The following is a 16446-nucleotide window of genomic DNA, read 5'->3' as shown; positions in this document are numbered from 1 at the left end:
CCGAAGGACCGGCGCACGCGGGTGTGGTTCAATGGTAGAATATGGCCTTCCCAAGGCTGAGACGAGGGTTCGATTCCCTTCACCCGCTCCACTTTCCTCGAAAGTGGAGAAAGTTCATTTTCGAGCTTATTTAGAGGACGCTGGCTCTTTAAAAGATCACGAAGCCCATTCTCATCGCCTGCTCAAAACCCTCTCTGGACCGTGATCTGGTAGGCCCAATAGCTATAGTTCGTGATGACCACGATGCTGCCGCCGGTCTTGTAGACCGTCTTCCATGCCTGATTGGCCATCGTGGAGAACCCGATGGTCTTGCTGGTCCACGTCAAAGGGACGGGAACGTAATCGGGCGAGGGATTGTATCCTCCCCATCCCGTGACGATGTCTCCGGCCACATAGCTCTGGTCCGCCGTCAGGCATTTCAAGGAAAGGAGCGGATTGCTTAACAGGTTGGTGCCAATGTTGTGGTTGTAGGAAACCGCCGCCGACAACCCCGGCAGGGTGGGGATGAAACCCGTGCTGTACTTCCCCTGATAAGCATAGGTCACAATCGACGACACGGTCGAGGCCCCTGTGGTCGCCTCACCGACGTAGACGCGGTTCACCGCGGCAAACGTGGGATTGACCCCCGACGAAGCCGACGCTGCGGCGATCCGTTTCAACGTATAAAACGAGATATCGAACCAATCGGAGGCGTACCCCGCCGCTGTGACGTCGGCGAGCGCGGTCGGGACCGAGTAGGTCGTTCCGTTGGGATGCTGGCAGTAGGGGAGGAACTCGAATCCTTGCGCATTGCCCGTAAGCCACGTATTCGTCCCCGTCGGGTTGTTGAATCCGACGTATCCCGTGTTGATCCTGCAAATCCGGGAGGTCGAGGTAATCGTCTGATCCGCCACGCCGTTAATGTAGAGAACGTATTTCCCCGCCACCGAATCGAAGGTCAGTTCCACAAAATACCATGTCCCCGTGGTCATCGTGATCGATCCCGCAGTGGAGTTGGCGATATCCCATGAGGAGTTGTTGCTGGAAAGATTGAGCTGAGTCTTGCCCGAGGAAGAAACAAGAACGGCTGCCCCTAAATTGTTTGCCGAATTGCAGAATTGGAAGAGTCCTTGTGGCGATGCCAACGAACCCATTTTAAACCATCCCCGCAGCGCCCACCCTCCCACCCCCAAGGTGGTGAAGCTGGTGGAGGACATGCGAGAGGAACTGCCGTTGAACACGCCGACCTGCGTTCCCGCGATCTGCGGGGACGCGCCGGTGAATGTCACCGAGGCATTCGTCCAGGCATTCCCGAAATCATCCGTGCTCTTGTTGTTGAGGGAGAGCGCCGTCTGCGCCGTCGGATTGTAGGCGTAGCCGTATTGGGGCGGGGCCAAGGTCGCGTAGGGCGAGAGGCTCCCGACACCCGTCCGGGTGATGGCGAGGAAGGAGAGATTATTCGCAGGCAAGGCAGACCAGTAAGTCGCCTGATCCGCTGTGATCTGCTCCACGTAATCGACATTGCCCGAGCTGCCGAATCCCGACGCGAAGGCGAGCGTCAGAGGATCGCTTCCCGCATTCGTCGTCACCCCCGGCTGGAATCCGGAGCCCGTCGTGAGGCAGTTCCCCTGCCCCGTCGCATTCACCGCACCGGAAAGGGCCGTCTGCCGCACCGGCACCTGGACGGAGGTTCCCCCGCCCGAGGCCGCCCAGACCGCGTTGGCTCCCGCGCCGTTCGTCGTCAACACCTGGCCCGCCGTCCCGGGGGCCAGCACACTCCATCCCGACGCCGTCCGCTGCAGGACATTCCCCTGCGCTGACCCGAAGGCTGTGTCCATCGCCGCCGAAAGAATGCTGAAGATATCCGAAGCCACAATCGTCCGGGCCACTGCCGTGCCGCTCGTTCCTGCCGGGGAGGCGATGAAGGCCCCCGTCGCCATGGTCGGGGCGGTGATCGCCAGCGTCCCGCTTCCCGTCACTGGAGAGCCTGAAACCGTACCGAGGACCGAGGGGATCGAAAGACCGACACTCGTCACCGTGCCTGAGCCCGCAGTCGTCCCCGGCACCCAAGCCGTTCCGTTCCAGACCGGTACCTCCCCGCTTGATGCGCCACTCGACGCCAAGCCGGAAAGAGGGATCCCTGTCAGACCGGAGCCGGAGCCAGAGAAGGTGCCGGCCGAGAGAGCGCCGGAAAAGGCGGCGTCCTTATAAAAGGACATGAATCCAGTCGTTCTGCTGATTCGTAGGTTACTGCCCGTCGGGCCTGCAAGTTGAAAATCGGTGTCCGCCCCGGAAAAGAAGGTCCAGTAACTGGTTCCGGCAGTCCCGAGTTGGAGATACGAATCGGTATCCCCACTAATAATTTTCAAACTCGCCTCTCCGGTCGCAGGAGTAATGTTGAGCGATCCACTCAGCGTTCCCCCGGAAAGAGGAAGATAACCCGTAATATCGGATTGAAGCGCCACCGTTCCCGTCGCATTCGGCAGCGTCAGCGTATTCCCTGTACCCAGTGCGATCGTTCCTCCACCGTTGCTCAGGTTAATCGATCCGCCGGGGTAGGAGGATCCTCCTCGCAGGTTAAGCTCTCCACCATGAGCCCCGGCCACGGAGCCGCCGTCCGTTACGACCGCGCCGCCATGCGTATCCGCCGCACTGCCTCCACCCATGGAGATGTCCCCGGAATAGGCGCTGGTTCCATGATAGGTTCCGCCTCGCAGGTCGATCCGCCCGGCCCGACTATAGCCGGGGCCTTTGTTGTAAAAGACGAGATATCCGGCGTCCTCGCCTTGATTATTGTTGGGGAAGCGGAGGATCGGTTCGTTGTCGAAATTCCACGCGCCGGGATTACCCGTGGCATAGTCGGTCATCCAAATCATGAAATTCTGCGCCGATCTCGTCCCCACTCCGCCTCCGGGGTTCACGGTGATCTTTGGGCAGCCAGTGGGCGAAACCGACGGCGTGCCTGTATACCCTGCAATGGCCACGGCACCGACCGAATCGAGCTGCACCAGTTGATTCGCCGCATTGAACGTATTCCCCTGCAGCGTCACGTCGGTGCTCAGGCGCGCATCGGGGACGGTGCCGGTCGTCAGGTTCGAGGCGTTGAGGGCGGTTAATTCCTCTCCGATGCCGGAGAAATAGCCTTGGATCAGCGTGTTGCCGTTGAGGTCGATGTTCATGTCGGGTCGTTTCTGGGTTGAGGGATGGGGAAGGGTCGCGCGGTTGATGAGGTCAAAAATCGTTTTTCAAAGAAGAAATAAGAGAAGTGAGCGGCGATCAGGGTGAGCGCCACGGCAGCCGCAAATAAAACCGCATTGAGCGGATCCAATAAAACATCGATCCCTTTCACATCCGGGCGGGAGGGGGACCACTTCAAAAAGAAATGAACGATGGGAAAGTGGTAGATATAAATCCCGTAGGAAATCACTCCCACATAACGAAGCCCGGGCGAAAGGAGCCAGCGATCCCACGGCTTCGCTTCGATCACGAAGGCCATGAAAGAAGCCAGGAAGAGAGCGAGGATCGAATAGCCCCACAAATATTCGTGAGACAAAACCATCCCATCGGGATATCCCAGATTCTTCACTCCGATCTCCACCCCCAGCAACCCGTGCCGCCATGCTTCCAGCGTGACAAATATCCCTCCCAGTCCCGTCAGCGCCGCGCAAAGGGCCAGCACCTTCCTCGAGCCGAATCCTTTTCTGATCCCGGGATCGGTGAGCAGCACTCCGTAAGAAAAAGCCTCGATATAAGTGAAGGAGCTAAACATAACAGCTCCTGCAATGCGGCCCTCGGACCAGCCCCACGAGGTCAACACTGCCCACGTTCCGATCCGCGCGACCATTCCCAGCGGGATCAGGATGATTGCCATTTTCAACAGATTTTTCCTCGATAAAAACCAGGCGCAGAGGCCCCATAGAATATAGAACTGCCATTCCACGCTCAAACTCCAGAAGTGCCCGTAATCGCCTGCCACTCCGAAAATCGCACGATAATTGAAGGTCATCGTGGCCAAATAGATCAGATCGTTCGCGACCTTGAAAAACACGCCAGAGGCCAGGGAAACGCCCACGACGAGGGCGAAGAACAGAAAATAAAGAGGAAGCAGCCTCAAGCTCCTCCGCTTCAGGAACGAGCTATAGTAGGAGATAAAGGAGGGATGCCTATCCTTCGCCTCGATCAAAAGAGAGGTGACGAGGTAGCTGGAAAGAACAAAAAAGAAGCTGACCCCGATCCAGCCGAAAGGAATAGCCCGCTTCCAATGGTAGCTGACGATTGCCAACGCTGCGATGCCTCGCAGAGAATCGAGGCGCGGGTTGTGTTCCATTTGCTCAATATTCAATGAGGATCAGGCCGTCCCCTCCTGCGACCGAGGAACCGGCTGAGGTATTGCCGGAAAACCCGGCGCTTCCTCCGCCATATCCCGAAGGGGCTCCGTTTCCTCTCCCGCAGTTCGTGTACGAAGCTCCATTACCAAATCCCGCGCCGGGATTGCCGCCGCCCGTGGAAAAGTACGTTGCTCCAAAAATCGCATAGCCTCCCGTTTGTCCATTGAGCCCCAATGCGCTCGTCATCGATCCCACGTAAGTCCCGCCGCCCGAACCCGCATCGCCCACGAAATTGCCCGCGCCTCCGCCCCCGGCGATCAGGCCCCCGAAGGTCGTATCGCCCCCATTATTTCCATCGATAGTCGTCACCGTCGAAGAACAGGTCACCCCGGCTCCGCCCGTTCCCACCGCATAAGTGAAGGATGTCCCGGGCGCGAGGCTCTTGAAGAGGGCGATGACAGCGCCCCCGCCCCCCCCGCCTCCGCCCCCGTAAAAATATTGGGCTGAACCGCTTCCTCCCCCGCCGATACACGTCACCTTAAAGGAGGTCACTCCGGAGGGAATCGTCCACGTCCCCGACCCGGAAAGCCGGATCATGTCGTGAGGGAAGGCATCCGAGGTCAGCGCCACCGTCCCCGTCGTATTCGGCAGGGTTAGCGTGGCTCCGGTGCCTAGCTGGATAGTTCCCGCGCCATCCTTGAGATTGATACTGCCGCCGGGATAGGTCGTTCCGCCGGAAATATCAATCGTTCCTCCATTGGTCCCGGCAGCCGATCCTCCGTAAAAATTAATAATTCCCCCGTGAGCGTTGACTCCCGATCCTCCCGTTCCGTTGATATTTCCTGCCCACGCTCCGGCGGCATTTCCACCTTTTAGGCCGATGCTTCCTCCTGCTGCGTTAGGGAAATCGTTGCCGGAGAAATCGATATTTCCCGCATGCCTTCCCGAAGTCGGATGGCCGAATCCGACAATCAAACCATAGACGCCATCGGGATTTCCATTCTTGGGGAACTGCATCGCTCCATTGGCATAAAAGGAGAAAAGCGCCGTTTCCGCCGGATGATCGTAATCGGGAGAAATCGCAATATTGAACCCTCCCCAATAGGGATCATCCATATTGGCCGAGAGCTTCACAAAATCCAATAGAGGCACCCCTCCTCCCGCGTCAGGGAAAGGAATCATCGCATCAGGCCCGAATTGGACCAATTTCGACGCCTCGTTGAACGTATTCCCCTGCAGCGTCACATCGGCGCCGAGACGCGCATCGGGGACGGTGCCGGTCGTCAGGTTCGAGGCGTTGAGGGCGGTCAATTCCTCTCCGATGCCGGAGAAATAGCCTTGGATCAGCGTGTTGCCGTTGAGGTCGATGTTCATGGGTGGGTTTGGGTGGAGGCGTGGAAAGAGTCGGTCAGGGAATCTTAGGGAGCGGGTTAACGTCGCGAGGGGGCGGAAAGAAGATCGGGGAGAGCCAAAGGAGTCGCGTTTCTAACTCGGTTGTGCCGCAGGGTTGGTGAAAGAGCCCCTTGAAAGGATTCCTGCGAAGTTGACGAGGACCAGTACGGGATGGAGGGGGGGCGTGTGCTGAAGCGTTCCAAAGATAAGTGAAAGCCGACCCCGTCACTGACCGGGCCGTAAGTAGCGAGTAGCTTCGATGGAACCGAGTGTCGCAAATGGTTGGCATGCCGCTCGCTATTGGTTGCCGCTATGCGTAGAGGTGAGCATGTGTAGCAGCTACTCTCCCTTGCCTTTGCTCAGAAGCGCCAGATGAATGCTCGCAAGTAAGAGTCCAGCGCAGTTAAGAAAGGGAATTAGAGTTTTCAAGCCACTTTGGCTCACATGAAGGCCAATCAAGGCAAAAAACAGTAGCTGGTAGGCGATGATAAAGACTCGGCTATTTTTCACTGACAATCTCCACATTTGATTTTTCCTTTTTTGGAGCAGATTTGATTGGTGCAATAAATCGCGGCCTGCAAATAAAGACCTGCAATATATCCAGCCGATAAAGCGCCTCCGCCCTGGCCGGCGGTGCCCGCAATCCCCTTAGCAAGGCTTAACAGGGTAAATCCAAGGCCAGCGGCGGCTTGCCCCCAACCAGGTGGCAAGTATGGAGCCACATAAGCATCCATACATGCGTTTGCGCTTCCGTCTCCATCGAGTTCCCATTGCGGTTTGTGTTCCAAGCAACATTCCGAACCATTACCGGGAGTAGAGCCTCTGAGCCCCATAGGATCGACCAATACGAGAGGGTTGTCTCCACAGTACTCGTAAAGGTTGATCCTGCCTGCTGTCCCAATCGGGTCTCTCGATAAGAACCTTATTGCGCGGGGCCTACGCCGTCGCTTCCGTATTCAAGCGTGATATTTGCATTATCTCCCGGTTCAAATTGATAGACAGTCAAATTGGGGAAACCTGAATCTGCGATGAGATTTCTCATAGAACTCAAAGCCGATAGAAGCGCCTGAAAGGGATCGATTCCGGTGGACGATCCCTCTGGGCATATGTGAGGAAGACACCAGCGACATTCCCAGCGCTCGTCATTTATTTTTTCTATCGAAACGATTTTGATGATCTCAGCATCTTTTCGATCACCCCAATCATAAGTAACTTCTCTGTACATAATACTCCGTTATTAAGCCACTCTAGGATCGCGTGTGGGGGGATAGGTTGGATTGGAAGGGTATCTCGCGTTGCAGTCTCGCAGATCCGTATCGTACCTATTCTTGCACCCCGCATAGCATCGTGCCTTTGCTTTTTTATCGCAGATAGGCTCACAACTTTTGTCGCAAGCATCTCTCACTTGTTGAGCCGTATTTTGGCAATCCTTTCGCTTTTGGTAATTTGGATCCGTATCGGGTGATGGAGGAACATTTGGGTAGTCGGGTGGCAGAGGGAAGACAGGGATCGGTGGAGGCAAAATATACGGTTTGGGTATAATAAGCGAAGGTGCCGTCGCATACTCACCGTCAAAATCCACCCGAGTAACTGGATTTCCCCCCACATACTCATACAAATTGATTCCGCCTACGACACCCAGCGGGTCGGGGGTTAAGAACCTCCCCGCCATCGGAGAGTAATATCGCGCCCGATAATAGTAAATCTGACTCTCCGGATCAAACTGCCTCCCCGTAAAGATCGTCGTATTGATCGGATTGTTCGTGGGCTCGTCGTCATCGGTGAACCACTGCCCGTCGAAGCTCGATCTCCAGTAGCATAGGGTGATGCCGTAGGCATCGGTGTCGTAGACCTCGGCGATGGAGTTGTCGTCGGTTTTGACGAGGGCCGTGCTTCGGTAAAGGAGGTCGGAGAGGAGGCGATAGACGTTGGTCGGGGTGGCCATGACCATGAGTTCATCGACGTATTGCCCCCAGAAGTAGATCTTCGTCCAATCGCCCGGCGCGGCGGCATTCCGGTCCTCGATGATCTGCTGCCCGTCGTAGAGATAGGTGGTCGTTTCCGCCGGGATGTCCCCGGTCAATCCACCCAGGCCGGCGCCGAGGTCGGCGATGGCTTTCTGGATGCGCCGCCCCAGGGCGTCGTAGACGTACGTTGCCAGAGTGGCCCCGCCGGAGGCTTTACCGACGATGATCAACCGGTTGAACGCATCCCACTGGTAGGTGCGGACGCCGTCGTTGGCGGTGTTGCCGTTCCCCTGGATGCCGTCGGTGTTGTTCCCGTGGTCGTAGGTGAAGGGGGTGTTCGTGACGGTGGCCCCGGTGGTGGCCCGGACCTGGGTGATTTCGTTGACGTAGTTGTGCTGGCGGACTTCTTTGGTGAGGGTGGTGGTGGCGGCGTAGCCGTCGAGGGTCCAGTCGGTTTTCTTCCAATTGCCGAGGCCGTCGAGGTCGTAGGTCCGGTTCCGCTCGCTGCCGGGGAGGAGGAGGGGGGTGGCGATGCTGGCCCCGGGTCCGGCGCGGTAGGGGAAGATGGCCGACGACAGCACGCCGCGCTGGTATTGCCGGAGGCGGTTGGCGGAGTCGTACCCGGTCTGCCAGGTCCCGTTATCGGCGACGGGCTGGTAGAGGCTGCTCCGGCTCTCGGCGTGCAAAGCGCGCTCGTACATCTTGTTCCCGGCGCGGTCGTGGCTGGCGGTGAAGCCGACGAGGGCGGTGGTGTCGGCGTAGGCACCGGAGCCGTCCAATCCCCCGGTCAGGTAGCGTTTGGTGATCATCCGGCCCGCGCCGTCGTAGCCGAGGCGGTCGCTCGATTGATCGCCCCAAGCGGGGGTGGGCCATCCGGTCTGGATGGCGGAGCGGGTGCGGTCGTTGTTCAGCTGGGTGGCGATGAGGCTGGTGCCGCCCCAGCGGGTCTCGGCGATGCGGCTGGGGCCGAAGAATTCCCAGCTCACGGTGTCGAGGGTGCCGGAGGCCCCGGTGGTGACGAGGGCGTTGCGCCGGTAGAGGAGGTCGTAGCCGTTGCCGAAGCTGTTGGTCCCGGAAGGGTAGACAACAACGGCGGGGACGAGGGAGAACCAGCTGTTATGGGTGGTGTAGCGGGTCTGGCCTCCGTAGGCCTGCTTTTCCTCAAGGACGTGGCCGAGGGAGTCGTAGATGAAGTCGACTTCGGCGCTGGTGCTTACGACGGTGTCGATGGCCTGGGTGTTCCGGCCCAGGCCGTCGTATTGGAAGGTCTGGGCGGTGGTGCCGAGGACGCCGGTGGCGAGGGTGATGGCGACGGCGGTGCGGCGGCCCAAGGCATCGACGGTGAAGGCGAAGGCGCTCCCGTTCTCGTCGGTGTAGCCGGTCAAATCCCCCGCGAGGTTGTAGGCGTTGGTCGAGAGGGAGCCGTCGGCGAGGGTCTTGGTGACCTGGCGGTCGAGGAGGTCGTAGCGGTAGACGGTGGCGGCGTCGCGGTCGTCGAGGAGCTCGGCGAGGCGGCTGTTGGCGTCGTAGACGTAGCCGGTGCGGATGTTGCCGCCCCCGGCGGGGAGGAAGCTCTGGTTGGCCTCGGGGGGATTGCTTCCCTGCCCGGCCTGGCGCAGTTGCTGGAGGGTCTCGACGAGGCGGGAGGCGCCGTCGTATTCGGAGAGGACGACGTTCTGCTTCGGATCGACGGCGGAGACGAGGTTGCCCCGGCTGTCGTAGCCTGAAAGGCTGAAGAGGGTGCTGGGGAGGCCCTGCCAGGGGCAGCAGAGGCCGAGGTTGGCGGTGAGCTGGCCATCGGCCCCCTGGCCGCCCTGGACGACGGGGCGGTTCAGGGAATCGTACCAGGTGAAGGTGGTGAAGGTTTCGTTCGGGACTGTCGGCAATGTGATGGTGCAGACCTCTACGGAGGTGGAGCGGACGGGGTTGCCGTTGCCATCGTACTGGATGGCGGTTTGGTTGCCGAGGGGATCGGTGGAGAGGAGGCGGCGGTTGGCTCCGTCGTAGGCGTAGCTGGTCTGGGCGGTGTTGTCGGTCAACGTGGCAGCGGCTCGGCCGGTGGCGTCGTAGACGGTGCGGGTGAGGACGTAGCTGCTTCCTCCGCTGGTGAGGGTGGCACTGCCGGTGTGGTTGTTCGCGGTGGAGTTGGCGGCGAGGCCGCCGCCTGCCTGAGCGACATCGCGGCCGGAGCCGAGAGTGGCGCCGGTGGCGAGGAAAACATCCTGCTGCCGCTCGTAGGTGCGGGAGGCCTCGTCGTAGCGGAGGACGGTGTTGGAGAGGGGGGTGTTGCCGGTGCCGGTGCGGTCGGTGGGCGTGGCTCCGCCGATGGTTCCTTGTTTCTGCTGGGCGACGAGGTTGGCGGCGGGGTCGTAGGTGTTGTTGGTGAGGCCGCCGACGGCGTCGGTGGTTTTCACGAGGCGGTCGAAGCCGTCGTAGGTGTTCTGGACGGTCCAATCGCCGGTGGCGACGAGCTGGGAGCCGCTGCCGAAGGCGTTCATGATATAGGCCGTGAGGGCGGTGCCGGTGCCGCCCCGGTTGACGGGGGCGATGACGTTGACGAGGTTTCCGTTGCCGTCGTAGGAATTGACGGTGACGGCCCCGGGATGCGTCGCCGGATCGGCGGGATCGTAGCCGACGCGCTCGGCGATGCGGAGGTTCCGCTCGTCGTAATCGTACTCGACGGTGTTGCCTGCGGGCTTGGTGATTTGGACGAGGTTCTGGTTGGCGTCGTAGGCGTATCTCGTGAGGAGGCTGGCGGGGGTGGAGCCGGTGGCGTCGATGTCTTCCTCGATCTTGTTGTCGAGGAGGTCGTAGGCCATGAGGTTGCTGAACCAGCCGGGGCGGAGGGCGCCGCCGGGGCCGGAGGTCATGGGGACGTGGGCGGTGGCGCCGCTGCCGGTGGGGCTGAAGTGGCCGTAGCCGGAGGAGGTGGGGTCGATGGAGTCGTAGAGGGGCTGGCGGTCCTCGGTGTCGACGCGGATGACGTTGCGGTTCGCGTCGTAGTAGGTCTCGACGCGGAAGGCGTAGGGCTCCGGGCTGGTGGTGCGGTAGATGGCGCCGAGTTCGTTCCGGTCGTAGACGGTGGTGAAGCCGCGGGGGTCGGTCTCGTTGAGGGCGTTGCCCATGGCGTCGTAGGCGCAGGTGGCGCAGCCGCTGCTTCCCTCGTAGCGGGTGATGAGGTCCTGATAAATGCCGGGGGTGTTCGTCCGGGGGATGAGGCCGGAGGTGAAGGCGACGAGGTCGGCGGAGGCGCCGAGGAGGCTCATGACCTGGTCGGGGTCGGCGTCGACGTGGACTTCGCGGACGAGGCCGTACTGCCGGGTGGTGAGGCCGGGGGCGATGTTGAGGCCGTCGCCGTCGGGATCGTTCTCGGGATAGCGGACGGTGACGGTGAGGTTCCCCTCGGGATCGGTGGCGGTGGTGGTCTGGCCGCGGAGGTTGACGGTGAAGAGCTCGACCCGGTTCTGGGTGGTGCCGCCGACGAGGAGGACAGGGGGATGGACGGTGCGGAGGACGTTGCCGAGGAGGGGGGCGGCGGGGAGGCCGCTGGAGGCGCCGTCGCCGGTGCCGTCGCCGTTGATGTCGCCGAGGTTCAGGGGGAAGCCGCCGGGCAGGCCTCCGGTACCGTCGGTGGCTTTCATCTGGGTATCGACGTAGGTGATGAGGGCGGCGATCTGCGTGGCGTCGAGGCCGAGGAGGGCCTGGAGGCCGGCATTGCCGGTGACGGTGGCGAGCTGGTTCTTCTGGTAGTCGAAGGTCTGGATCGTGGCGTAGCGGCTGCGGTCGCTATTGGTCGGCGTGGTGCCGCCGTTCTGCGGGGTGAAGTAGGTGCTGCTCCCGTCGATGGGATTGCCCCGCTCCTCGATGGTTGCGCAGAGCTGGTTGAAGAGGGGATCGTAGAAGTAGCGCTTGGTGAGTTCCGTCTGGCCGTTGCTGCCGGAGCGGTGGGGGATGCCGAGGGTATTGCCGGGGAGGCGGGTCTCGCTCAGCAGGAGGCCGCGCCGCGCGACGTAAGGGGAGGAGAAGCCGGGGATGACCCCTGTTTCATAAGTGTAGGCGACGCTGTTCCCTTCGGGGTAGACGATGAGTGAAGGCTGGTTCTGGGCTGTGAACTTCGTCCAGGTGACGTAGGGGGAGGCGTTGGGCGGCAGGGTGGGGGGCGTGATTTCGAGGCTGTTCTTGCCGCGATTGGTCTGCACCTCGAGGCGAGAGGTCGTCCAATAGGCGTTGAAATCGTAGATCGTGAGATTGCCGTTACGATCGGTGTGGGTGGTACGGCTGGTGATCGGCGCCGAGGGATCGATCAGATTCGAGGGAAGATCGGTGGTGGTGTAATTGAAAAGCGCCGTCCCTCCGACTCCGTTCTGCGGATCGCCGACGGTCTCGGTGAGAACCTTGCCGTAGGTATCGACGTTGGTGGGATCCTGGCCGTAGGTAACCTGGTAGCGTGGCGTGGCATTTTGATAGACCGCTTGGACATTGACGGTGCGTGTCTCGACGTCGAGGTAAGGCTGAGTCTGGTTCGGATACCAAATCCGGATCAGATCGTCCCGACGTTCCGGATCGGCGTTGCCTGAGTCGTACTGGAAGACATAGGCGGTGCCACCGGGAAAGGTATTGCCGGGTGCCGCCTTCAGGATCGAGGGAGTGACGACGGCCACGAGGCGGGAGCCCGAATCGTACTGGAAGTCGAGTTGGCGACCGAGGAAATCGGTGATCTGCTTGAGACGCCCCGCCCCTGGTGTTCCGCTATCGTGGTAGGTGTAGGTGATGACCCTCTCGTAAGCGTCGGTGACGCTGAGGAGTTGCGGGACATAGTGCCCGCTCAAATCATAAAAGAAGCTCCACGAAAGAGTTTGGCTGTTGCCGTATCGATCGACCATGCTGAAGGGACACCCTTCTGTGCCATAATACAATCCCATGAATTTCGTGACTGACCCGTCCGACGCCGTCAGTGTGAATACCTCATCCGCATAGGTCAGGACCCCGCCCGTATTGTTGCCGGCGGGGGAGGAATAGGTTCCGTCTCCGTTATCGATGAAGATCGCCCGGGTAAGTTGGTTGGTGACCAGCTGCATGTTGGTCAAGCCCTCGACCGTCGAGAGTCGTTCCAGGTGCAGGTATTGGGGGTAGGCGAAGTTTTTTCCCAAGATGCTGTCGATCGCGTAGTTCGATTTGTAATTCAAACCGAAGCTCCAGCTTCCCGAACCGACGCCGCTCAACGAGAGCAGCTCCTGCTCGAAAACGAAGCGGCCGGTGGCGAGCTCGACGGAGTTCGAGGTGGCATCGCTCGCGGGACAGCAGTTCTGGCCGCTGGGATCGTCGCAGGGACACTTGCACGGCTGGCACGGATCGGGAATGAACTCGATCTCCAGCGCCATGGGGTCGAAACAATTGGGGCCATAATTGTAGTATCGGAAGTTCCTGGGTGCCGTGCCGGGATCAAGATGGTTAGTCTCCGTAACGTCGCCATACCAGGCGACGGCACCCGTGCTGGTATTGATCAGCCTCCAACTGATGTTTTTGTAAGAAGCAGGAGCTTTGTATGTTTGTTGAAAGAATCCCCCCAAATCGACCCAGTTGGGATCTTCGTCACTTACGGAAAACAGAGACAAAACCTTGTATTCAGACATAATTAGCGATGGGTAATTTGAAGCGAGGAAGGGGAAAGGGTGTATTGACCGTGACGCAGTTCCCGGTTTTCCTTGCCTGCGAGTTTGTGGGCAAAAACCACGGTTTCCCCATGGACGGTCGATTTGTATAGATTCCCTTCCGAACAAAGATCCCAGGTTTGCTGCGTGGTCAAATCATGCAGGGCGGTCCGGTAGTTCCGCGCCTTGTCCACGCCTGTGATAAGAAGCTTCTGCGGCTCCTCCGAGAGAAAGGTAACGCGGGAAATTCCTTGAAAATCGGTCGTCACGCGCAAGATTTTCCCCGATTCCTTTTCGAGGAGTTCCAGTTCGTTTCCCTTGCCGCGACAAATATGCACGGCACTGACAAAACCGTAGAGCGCTGTTTGATTTGAAATAGGGCGGGCAGGCTCCAATTCCTCCAAGGTCGGGCCTGAAGATGTGTAAAGCCGGTAGTGGAGCGTGCCATCGGACGGCGTTCCGCTGATGAACGACAGGAAAATTTTCCCATTCTCCCGATAGATCGCCGGGCTGCATTCGATGGCGGCGACGGGAAGTCCGGTCTGAATTGATCGGGCATGGCCGTTTTTCCACGCGCAGAACGCCAATTTCCAGGGCCTGTAGAGGAAGCTCCGATTTGTCGGCACCCGGTCAGCTTCCTTCGGGAAGGAAGCTCCCTGTCCGAATGTTTTCTCGATGAAATTGTCCGCGCGACAAAAGACAAGCGTCTCGCCATCGAGAAACGGCATGTGGGTAGCCATTTTTGAATCCGGGAAGACGGGCTGATGTGAATTCATAATTTTTCTTTAAATCCTTATCTTTCAAATCGTCACCGGGTGATCCGGCGCCCCCGGCAGCCGCCGCAACCTCGCTGTTCCTCGCGGCGTGTGTCGATTCGGAGCCGTTCCCGTAGGAGCTTCTCTCGTTGGGAAGGTATAAATGGTTCCTCTTGTGGCCTCAGAGAGGGTGTGGTGTGAGATTCTTTTTTCATCGCCAACTAGTTGCCCGCTTTGCCCGATCGAAGAACGAACCAGAAGAGCGCGGGGATCATGAGGCAGCCGGTCCAAAGCCACGGTTCGCGATACCAACTCCACCACAGGGCCGACATGGCCAGCCCGCACCAAAAGCCGGAGCAGATATAGCAATCGAGGACGCCCCTGGCTTTCTCGGGGAGGAGGGGGCGAAGAACTTTCTCGCGAAGCCAACTGCCGGGGCCGTCTTCCGGCCAGACAAGCAAGATCGTCAATCCCGCAGCGGAGAGGAGATAAGCGATGAGAGTGGCGAGCATCTTTGCTTTCGCTGATAACGCGGGGCACTATGTGCCACTGCCTGGTGCGGTTACAAGATTTTAAGTTTTTGTTCAACGGCCGCTATTGTCTGTGTGTGGGGGAGCGAGCTCTTTCTGCCACATTGCCTTGTTTTGCAGGTCAGTCGGTCGTTCTGGCGATCCAGGTGATCGAGGAAATGCGGCTCCCGGGCGATAGGGTGCAAGTCTTTTTGAATGGGGGAGGGGAGGGTTTCAAAACGTTTTCCATTTTCCGGAAGCGGGCGAATCAAAAAGCAAGAATCGGGATGCTCCGGACGGCGAGGGGGAGTATCGTGGACGCGTTGTTTATCCGAACTTTCACCCGAACCATTTCTCCCGATATGAGCTATTCATTTACCTGGATCGATTCCCCCGTGGGGCGGCTGAAGCTGGTGGCCAGCGGCAAGGGGTTGGCGGCGATTCTTTGGGAGGAGGACAATCCGAAGCGGGTGCGGCTGGAGCCGTTGACGGAGGCGTCGCGCGCTGCCCTTCCTCCGGTTCTGCAGGCGACGGCGCGGCAATTGGAGGAATATTTCGCGGGGAAGAGGAAGGCGTTTTCCCTCGCCTTCGATCCGGTCGGGACGCCGTTCCAGCGGCGGGTGTGGGAGGCGCTTTCGGAGATTCCGTTCGGGGAGATCCGGAGCTACGGCGAGATCGCGGCCCGGATCGGCCGCCCGACGGCTTCGCGGGCGGTCGGCGCGGCGAACGGGCGGAATCCGCTCTCGATCGTCGTCCCATGCCACCGGGTGATCGGTGCTTCGGGGAAGCTGACCGGATTTGCCGGAGGGCTGCGCAACAAGGAGATCCTCCTTTCGCTGGAGGGGCGGACGTTGCTCTAGGATTGGGGCCGGGTCAGCCGCTCGACGAGGAGTTTCTCGAATGCCTGGATGGCACTCGGGTCGTTCCACTCGGTGGCGACGGAGAGGGTCGGTCCGCTCGGATCGATGACGGTCATGCCTTTGTCGGTCACCGCGATGGGGAGCGACTCGAGCTTCATCCCGGCGTGGGAGAAGGCGAGGTAGACGGCGACGGTGTCGAAGAGGACGGTGCTCCGCGTCGCGGCTTCGTCCTTGTGGCCCTTGGCCCAGCCGGGCGGGTGGGCGGACCAGGTCCGGTAGTCGCCGATGATCTCCCGGGCGACGGGATCGGCGCTGGCGTGGACGGTCCGGTAGGCCTCGCCGTCGAGGCGGACGAGGCCGCAGGTGTCGAGGGGGGTGATGAGGGTGTTCTGCCACGGCGCGCCGAGGACGGCCCGGGTGCAGTCGACGAAGGCGCAGGCGTTCGCCTCGACGCACGGCTCCTTGTTCCCGGCGTAGCCGAGGCGGACGCTGCCGAACATGCCGACGAATCGGGCCTTGCGGGCGATCTCGGGCTGGCGCCTCAGCGCCTCGGCGAGGTTGATGGGGGAGGCGATGCAGATCACGGTGATTGGGGTCGGCGAGGCCATGATGAGGTCGATGAGGGCCTGGACGCCGTCCCGGTGGACGGTTCCGGCGTAGCTGTCGAGCTGGTAGTCGCCGAGGAGGGTGGCCTCGGAGGTGTCCGGTTCGACGCCGCTGGGATGGCCGGGGACTTCGATCCCGACGCCGACGGGGATGTCGGTCCGCCCGGCGGCGGTCAGGAACCGCGCCAGGAGGGAGGCCCGGTAGGTGCCCCGCCCGAATTCGCCGAGGGCGAGCTTCAGGTCGAGCTCGGGGCTGCGGAGGAGGAGGCCGAGGGCCCAGGTGTCGTCGATGTCGCCGCCGATGTCGGTATCGAGGATGACGGGAATGGGCGTGGGCGTGGCGGGAACGTCGGAGGCTGGAATCATGGGGTCAGGGGGGTGACTGAAAAAGGGTCGCTTC

Annotated in this window: 10 protein-coding genes and 1 tRNA gene; 2 read left to right on the top strand and 9 right to left on the bottom strand. The window is 60.4% G+C overall.

Features of this window, described 5'->3' with window-relative positions:
* Window positions 1–17 precede the first annotated feature (17 nt).
* A tRNA-Gly gene (locus BLU04_RS02540) sits at window positions 18–91 on the top strand.
* A 91-nt stretch (window positions 92–182) separates the two neighbouring features.
* On the opposite strand, the gene BLU04_RS02535 is transcribed toward BLU04_RS02540, so the two are convergent.
* The 8 genes from BLU04_RS02535 to BLU04_RS02510 all read right to left on the bottom strand — a co-directional run bounded on the left by BLU04_RS02535 (window position 183) and on the right by BLU04_RS02510 (window position 14584).
* The gene (locus BLU04_RS02535) at window positions 183–3158 is read right to left on the bottom strand and encodes a hypothetical protein (protein ID WP_093281808.1); all 2976 of its coding nucleotides are present in this window, start codon (window positions 3156–3158) and stop codon (window positions 183–185) included.
* Complete coding sequence (locus BLU04_RS02530) at window positions 3155–4306, bottom strand: acyltransferase (RefSeq protein ID WP_093281806.1); 1152 nt, start codon at window positions 4304–4306, stop codon at window positions 3155–3157. Before BLU04_RS02530 ends, BLU04_RS02535 begins: the two co-directional genes overlap by 4 nt.
* A 4-nt stretch (window positions 4307–4310) precedes the next feature.
* Window positions 4311–5681, bottom strand: coding sequence for a glycine-rich domain-containing protein (locus BLU04_RS16230; protein WP_157895043.1), 1371 nt, complete (start codon window positions 5679–5681; stop codon window positions 4311–4313).
* A gap of 524 nt (window positions 5682–6205) precedes the next feature.
* On the bottom strand, window positions 6206–6487 hold the full coding sequence (locus tag BLU04_RS16890) for a hypothetical protein (RefSeq protein ID WP_231964891.1): 282 nt from the start codon (window positions 6485–6487) through the stop codon (window positions 6206–6208).
* A gap of 134 nt (window positions 6488–6621) precedes the next feature.
* Window positions 6622–6924, bottom strand: a complete 303-nt coding sequence (locus tag BLU04_RS16225; RefSeq protein ID WP_157895042.1) for a hypothetical protein — start codon at window positions 6922–6924, stop codon at window positions 6622–6624.
* 12 nt (window positions 6925–6936) lie between these two features.
* A complete protein-coding gene (locus tag BLU04_RS02520) occupies window positions 6937–13047 on the bottom strand; it encodes an RHS repeat-associated core domain-containing protein (RefSeq protein WP_093281801.1) in 6111 nt (2036 codons plus the stop codon).
* Window positions 13048–13301: 254 nt separating this feature from the next.
* The gene (locus tag BLU04_RS02515) at window positions 13302–14093 is read right to left on the bottom strand and encodes a hypothetical protein (protein ID WP_157895041.1); all 792 of its coding nucleotides are present in this window, start codon (window positions 14091–14093) and stop codon (window positions 13302–13304) included.
* A gap of 200 nt (window positions 14094–14293) precedes the next feature.
* Complete coding sequence (locus BLU04_RS02510; protein WP_093281797.1) at window positions 14294–14584, bottom strand: hypothetical protein; 291 nt, start codon at window positions 14582–14584, stop codon at window positions 14294–14296.
* Window positions 14585–14943: 359 nt separating this feature from the next.
* Between BLU04_RS02510 and BLU04_RS17085 the strand changes: the two genes are divergently transcribed.
* Entirely contained in the window at window positions 14944–15441 is a 498-nt protein-coding gene (locus tag BLU04_RS17085) for a methylated-DNA--[protein]-cysteine S-methyltransferase (RefSeq protein WP_093288413.1), read from the top strand.
* Here BLU04_RS17085 and BLU04_RS02500 read toward each other — a convergent pair.
* Window positions 15438–16412, bottom strand: a complete 975-nt coding sequence (locus BLU04_RS02500; RefSeq protein ID WP_093281794.1) for a nucleoside hydrolase — start codon at window positions 16410–16412, stop codon at window positions 15438–15440. The genes BLU04_RS17085 and BLU04_RS02500 overlap by 4 nt on opposite strands.
* Between the last annotated feature and the right edge of the window lie 34 nt (window positions 16413–16446).

This window comes from Verrucomicrobium sp. GAS474 (assembly GCF_900105685.1).
GTDB lineage: Bacteria > Verrucomicrobiota > Verrucomicrobiia > Methylacidiphilales > GAS474 > GAS474.
Note: the sequence above shows the minus strand (reverse complement) of the source record. Positions and strands in the feature narration are given on the sequence as shown.

Coding starts and splice junctions, on each gene's coding strand:
- BLU04_RS02535 (WP_093281808.1), bottom strand. CDS start 3,158: ATGAACATCGACCTCAACGGCAACACGCTGATCCAAGGCTATTTCTCC.
- BLU04_RS02530 (WP_093281806.1), bottom strand. CDS start 4,306: ATGGAACACAACCCGCGCCTCGATTCTCTGCGAGGCATCGCAGCGTTG.
- BLU04_RS16230 (WP_157895043.1), bottom strand. CDS start 5,681: ATGAACATCGACCTCAACGGCAACACGCTGATCCAAGGCTATTTCTCC.
- BLU04_RS16225 (WP_157895042.1), bottom strand. CDS start 6,924: ATGTACAGAGAAGTTACTTATGATTGGGGTGATCGAAAAGATGCTGAG.
- BLU04_RS02520 (WP_093281801.1), bottom strand. CDS start 13,047: ATGGCGCTGGAGATCGAGTTCATTCCCGATCCGTGCCAGCCGTGCAAG.
- BLU04_RS02515 (WP_157895041.1), bottom strand. CDS start 14,093: ATGAATTCACATCAGCCCGTCTTCCCGGATTCAAAAATGGCTACCCAC.
- BLU04_RS02510 (WP_093281797.1), bottom strand. CDS start 14,584: ATGCTCGCCACTCTCATCGCTTATCTCCTCTCCGCTGCGGGATTGACG.
- BLU04_RS17085 (WP_093288413.1), top strand. CDS start 14,944: ATGAGCTATTCATTTACCTGGATCGATTCCCCCGTGGGGCGGCTGAAG.
- BLU04_RS02500 (WP_093281794.1), bottom strand. CDS start 16,412: ATGATTCCAGCCTCCGACGTTCCCGCCACGCCCACGCCCATTCCCGTC.